Here is a 6,468-nt window from a genome sequence, read left to right on the forward strand (position 1 = left end):
CAAATGAGTTATTTCATTTTATATGCTCTCTTCTATATAATATAATCACTTTTATTTTTCCGAGCAAATTACAAGCAAGTTACTGAAATTTTAGATTACAGTAGAAATGTAAAGTAAAGTAGCTCAAACAGAAATTTTCTCTATAGCAGGGAACAGGGAACATTGACAAAAGCTTTTTTCTGTCTCAGGTTATCGTCAACATAACTCAAACACTAACTCGCTCCTTGCTATATAATACTGATTTGATTTGATTTTAGATGTAATTTAATCATTAGAGGGTCAAAAAGCTTGACTAAAGAGTAGTTATATGATAATAAATGAAAGACCGCAAACCAATGAACTATGCACCCATCTATAAAATTTACCAGATTTTCATAGCTGTCCCTCTAACTGGACTTTGGGTATTGGATACTGCTGCCCTCCTACCATTCCATGACAACGAAAATAATGGTAGATTAAGAATGATTTCATGGAAAATTTTTTCCCCTAAAATCGCATCAGCTCAAACATCAACTCCACCAATAGTTCCCGAAGCAAATTCAACCAATACAGTAGTAACTCCGGTAACACCATCCCCAGATTCCTCTCAAACTCGCTTTGATATTACAGGTGGGAAGCAATCAAAAGATAATACGAATCTTTTCCATAGCTTTGAGAAATTTAATGTGGGAGAAAACCAAATTGTTAATTTTATTTCTAACCCAAATATCAAAAATATTCTGACTCGTGTTACTGGTGGAGATGCTTCTGTAATTAATGGTCTAATTCAGGTAACAGGGGGCAATTCTAACTTACTGATGATGAATTCTGCGGGTATAATTTTTGGTGCAAATGCTAGATTGAATATCCCTGCATCTTTTGTCGTAACTACTGGTTCAGGTATTGGTTTTGACTCTGGTTGGTTCAATAGCATAGGTGAAAATAACTACGATCTTTTAACAGGAAATCCCAGTGCTTTTTCTTTCCCAATGACGAATCCTGGAGTAATTTTAAATGAAGGTGAGCTGACTGTGGAAGCAGGAGAAAGTGTCACTTTATTGGGGGGAACAATTATTAATACAGGTAAAATTTCTGCACCAGGTGGTGAAATTACGATCTCTACAGTTCCTGGAGAAAATTTAGTCCGTATTAGTCAAGAAGGACGTTTATTAAATTTAGAAATAGCGACGGAGAATGGAGAAAGTTCTAATGATTTACCAGAAGAATTAAACAGTTTAAATGCCTTATCTATACCAGAGCTTTTAACAGGTAATAGTGAAGTGATGGAAATGGCTACTGGAGTTAGAGTTAATGATAATAATGAAGTAGTTTTAACAGGTTCAAATCAAGTAATTCCGACAGATTTAGGTACAACGATTGTATCTGGTTCTCTTGATGTTTCTTTGGCAGAAAATTCGGAATTGGCAAATACAAGTAGAATTAATATTTTTGGAGAAAAAGTAGGATTATTTAATGCCAAACTTAATGCTTCTGGTCTCTATGGTAGTGGCAATATTAGAATTGGTGGAGATTCTCAAGGTTTAGGAACAGTTCCTCGTGCTACTCGTACTTATGTAGATGAAAATACAGAAATATTTGCTAGCTCTCTCAGGGGTGAGGGAGGCAATATAGTTATTTGGAGTGATGAAGAAACTAGCTTTTTTGGCAAAATAGAAGCTATTGGTCGGATTGAGGAACAGTCTATATCGGCAGAAGAAAATTCCAGCAAAAATCTAGTAGAAGTTTCTAGTCAAGGAAATTTAATTTTTGATGGTACTGTTAATTTAGGTTCTCCAGATGTGTTGGGTAGTTTATCATTTAAGGCTGAAAATATTAATATTGTAGATGCAAATATTGAGGTAGCAGATAATCCTTTAAGAGGGGAAACGGCAATAGAATCTCAAATATCAAAATCATCAATAGAAAACATATCAGATAGTACAAATATTACTTTTCAAGCATCCGATGATATTACTGTTAACAATTTATCTGAAACTCAATTAAACTTTGCTCAGACAAAAGGTGAAATCTCATTTGTTGCAGATAGTGACGAAAATGGTTTGGGGTCTTTGACAATAGACTCGGAAAATACTATCAATACTCAAGGAGCAGCAGTTAATATTTCTGGCACGATAATAAATACTGGAGATATTAATACAGAAGGAGGAGAACTTAATATTACCAGTAGTCAAGGTTTTGTGATGACTAATAATTTATCTACTGCCAATTCAGATATGACAGTAGAAAGCAATGGTGGAGAGATTAATATTACAGCACAGGGAGATATTACTACAGGGGAAATTGATGCGAGTGGAGACTCTAGAGGTGGAAATATTACTATGAATGCTGCTACTAATATTGATACAGAAAGCATTAATGTTGAAGGTACACAAAGTGGTGGAGAGATTAATATTACAGCACAGGGAAATATTACTACAGGGGAAATTGATGCGAGTGGAGACTCTAGAGGTGGGAATATTACTATGAATGCTGCTACTAATATTGATACAGAAAGCATTAATATTGAAGGTCAACAAAGTGGTGGAGAGATTAATATTACAGCACAGGGAGATATTACTACAGGAGAAATTGATGCGAGTGGAGACTCTAGAGGTGGGAATATTACTATGAATGCTGCTACTAATATTGATACAGAAAGCATTCATGCTGAAGGTACACAAAGTGGCGGGAATATCGATATTAGAGCTGGAAATACTCTCAACTTGCGAGGAATATCCACATCAAGCGGTAGTCGAGAAACTGGCAACATTACTATTACTGGAGATGAAATAAACCTTTTAGGTGGAGAAAACAGTGTCAGTAGTAATGGGAGACTTATCTTACAACCAGCATCAGAAAATCAAAATATTACTCTGGGAGGATTTGAAAATATAGAAGGGACAGACGGCAATTTGCCTCTACACTTGACAACAGGAGATTTAGCAACTTTAGCAAATGGTTTTGAGTCCGTTACCATTGGCAAATCTGAAAATTCTGGCAATATTACTATTGCTTCTACAGAAAACAGCAGTACAAATGGAGTTGTATTCAATGACCCCACAGCTATTCAAGCAGAAACAATTACAGGTACAGGTACAATAACTGGGGTAGATAATGCCCAAATTACTATAAATGCTAATAGCGATATTTCCACTGGCAATATTTCCACATCCACAGGTATTAGTATTACCAGTATTCAAGGCAATATTAAGACTGGAGATGTGACGGCAAATACATCAGATAATAGTATTGGCAATATTGATATTACCAGTGGTAGCGGTTCTATCGAAACAGGAAAATTAACCACCACAGGAACAACAGCAGGAGGAAATATTAATGTACAAGCAGGCGATCGTATGACTATAGGTAGAATAAATTCTAGCGCTACACCAGGAAATGCAGGAGAAGTTAAACTGAATGCGGAAAACGGTATTGAGGTCATATCTATACAAGCAGAAGGTGGAAATAGTGGAGGGAATGTCGAAATTACTACAGGTGATACTCTCAGGATAACAGGTACTTTTTTAGACCAAAATCAGAATATTGCAAGTATTTCTACCGCAGGTGAGTTAGTGGGAGGGAATATTGCTATTAGCACCGGAAATACACCTTTTATCGTCGGAGATGCTACAATCAATGGTTCTGTAGGAGCAATTACAGATGGAGAATCAACAGTTTCACCAGACCGCTCTCTACCTAGTAGTTTTGAACTCAAAGAAGTAGAAAACTCTCAATCACAAAATTCTGAGTCTAGCGAAACAACATCTGAGTCTAATGAAACAACATCTGAGTCTAGCGAAACAACATCTGAGTCTACTGAAACAACATCTGAGTCTAGTGAAACTACAACCGAATCAGAAAGTCAAGAAAATCAACCTCAGTCAGAAGAATCAACCCCTGAAAATGTCACTCAACCAGAATCAACAGAATCTAGTAATTCTGAGGAAAATCAAACTACTACCGTTACCGAAACTCAACCAGAATTAGTTGAGGAGTCAAACAACAATATAGAGGAACCGCAAACTCAAATTCCCCCTGATGCAGATAACGAAGAACCCTCAAACACAAATCAAGATATACAGCAAGATATACAGATAGTATCTCAAAACCCCAACGACGAATCAAACTCACCAGTTTTAGATAATTCTGAACCTACAACCCCGATAACAGAAAACACTGCATCACCAATGAGTAGTTCAGAAGAACAAATTATGCCAATAGAAGAAAACACTCCATTACCAATGAGTAGTTCAGACGAACAAATTATGCCAATAGAAGAAAACACTCCATTACCAATGAGTAGTTCAGACGAACAAATTATGCCAATAGAAGAAAACACTCCATTACCAATGAGTAGTTCAGGGGAACAAATTCTCCCATTAGTTGTGGAAAATCAAAATCAAAATCAAACTACATTAGAATTTGAACAACCGAATAACTCTCAACTTATGATTGCCGAAAATGTGGAGACAAATATTCTTGTAGAAGATACTAACTCCAGTTCAATTCCACCAGTATTAGAACCAACTGTTGCTATAGAAAATCCCGCCCAAGGTAAGTCCTCTCAGAAACCAACTCCAACTATAGTAGTAGAAGAAAATATAACTATCACTGCTTCCGAAATTTCTCCCAACGATAATTACAATCAAATTAGTTTAACTGATACCCTATCGCAAATAGAGTTAAACAGAGGTAGAGAATTCGCTGGTTATTTAGGAAAAAATATTACTAAAAAAACTGCCACAGCAGCAAATATCCGAAATACTCTCAGTAGCGTTGAAAAAATTGGTATTAGACCAGCAATTGTATATGTATCTGCGCAACCCAATAATTTAGAACTGCAATTGTTTTTGCCAAACGGTAAACCTATTGTCAAAAGTAGTGGGCAAAAAAGAGATGAAGTGATTGAGGTTGCCAAAAAATTTACAAATCAGATTAGGACTCCCAGTCAATTAAATTCTCATAATTATTTACAAAATGCTCAAAAATTACATCAATGGTTAATTGCACCAATTGCTGAAGAGTTGGCAAATCATAATATTAATACAATCGTTTTTTCTATGGGTAGAGGTTTGCGAACTATTCCTATAGCAGCTCTACACGATGGTCAACAGTTCCTGGTAGAAAAATATAGTTTGGGATTAATTCCTAGTTTTACTTTAACTGATACAAGCTATGTGGGATTAAATGGTTCTCAAGTTTTGGCAATGGGAGCATCTGAATTTCCTGGTAATATCGAGCAAACTCCTCTACCTGCAGTTCCTGTAGAACTTAAAACCATCGTGAATAATATTTGGCCTGGTAAATCTTTTTTGAATCAAGGATTTACTCTCGAAAATTTAAAGGAGCAAAGTAGCAAAGAAAAATTCAAAATTATTCATTTAGCTACCCATGGAGAATTTCATCCAGGGGGTGCTGACAATTCTTATATTCAATTCTGGGATACTAAGTTACGCTTAAATCAATTACGGCAATTACGTTTATATAATGCACAGGTAGAGCTATTAGTTTTGAGCGCTTGTACTACTGCAGTCGGAGATGAAGAAGCAGAGTTAGGTTTTGCTGGGTTAGCAGTACAAGCGGGAGTCAAGTCTGCTTTAGCAAGTCTTTGGTATGTTAGTGATACTGGTACATTAGCTTTAATGACTGAGTTTTATCAGAGTTTATCTAACAGACCAATTAAAGCAGCAGCATTACGACAAGCACAGTTAGCAATGTTACGGGGAGAGGTGCATTTACAAGATGGTCATATACTCCGAAATGGTAATCAACATCTGTCTCTACCACGGGAGTTAGCTAGAGGAGGTAGAAGGGATTTATCTCATCCTTATTATTGGGCAGCATTTACGATGATTGGTTCGCCATGGTAATATCAGTTATCAGTTATCAGTTATCAGTACCTCTAGCTGTTTGCGCAGCATGACCTAGGAAAGCAAAAGGCTTCAAATATGGAATATGTTCTTTTTTGTATCCCCTTAAAAGGGAGGCGCATACCCACAATTTTTCGGTAAAAGAAGGCAGAAGGAAAAATAGGGAAATAAAATAGTAAATTAAACGTTGCTCTGGTGCGATCGCTATTCAATACCGTTCTACATACCATCCAGGGATACCATAGTTCCACCCTCTCATAGTTTCAAAAGGGTCTGCTTTTGTTAGTCTCTCATCATCAGACACAGCTACCAGAGATTTTAAGTTATTGTTAATTTGAATTTGTTGTTTTTCAGTTACGTTATTCAAAGTATTTTGTAGGAGATTTTTTTCTTTCTCAGTCATTTTTCGATCCAAATTATTGGCTAATTTAACATTAACCTACTATTGAATTAATCAATCCCTCCGGTCATTAATCTCAATATTTCATAAAATAAATTTAAACTCTGTTATATTTGGTGTTGGTGAATTTAGCTATGATTTTCGTGCTTAGGTAATATCAAATCTGTTTAATTCGGTATAAAAAAATGTTCCATCTTCAACCATTACCAAATATTTCCC

Annotated in this window: 2 protein-coding genes; one reads left to right on the forward strand and one right to left on the reverse strand. The window is 35.9% G+C overall.

What is annotated here, in order from left to right:
* The first annotated feature begins 317 nt into the window (after positions 1–317).
* A complete protein-coding gene (locus SAGCYANO_RS08850; RefSeq protein ID WP_237395987.1) occupies positions 318–5,849 on the forward strand; it encodes a CHAT domain-containing protein in 5,532 nt (1,843 codons plus the stop codon).
* Between the two features lie 208 nt (positions 5,850–6,057).
* Here SAGCYANO_RS08850 and SAGCYANO_RS08855 read toward each other — a convergent pair whose 3' ends face one another.
* Positions 6,058–6,252 carry a hypothetical protein gene (locus SAGCYANO_RS08855; RefSeq protein WP_202219729.1) on the reverse strand — a complete coding sequence of 65 codons (195 nt, stop codon included), beginning with the start codon at positions 6,250–6,252 and terminating at the stop codon, positions 6,058–6,060.
* Positions 6,253–6,468 lie beyond the last annotated feature (216 nt).

This window comes from Okeania sp. KiyG1, assembly GCF_014132355.1.
In the GTDB taxonomy this organism is placed as follows: Bacteria; Cyanobacteriota; Cyanobacteriia; order Cyanobacteriales; family Microcoleaceae; genus Okeania.

What these genes read in the sequence shown, in the direction of transcription:
- SAGCYANO_RS08855 (WP_202219729.1), bottom strand. Translation starts at nt 6,252, where the DNA reads ATGACTGAGAAAGAAAAAAATCTCCTACAAAATACTTTGAATAACGTA.
- SAGCYANO_RS08850 (WP_237395987.1), top strand. Translation starts at nt 318, where the DNA reads ATGAAAGACCGCAAACCAATGAACTATGCACCCATCTATAAAATTTAC.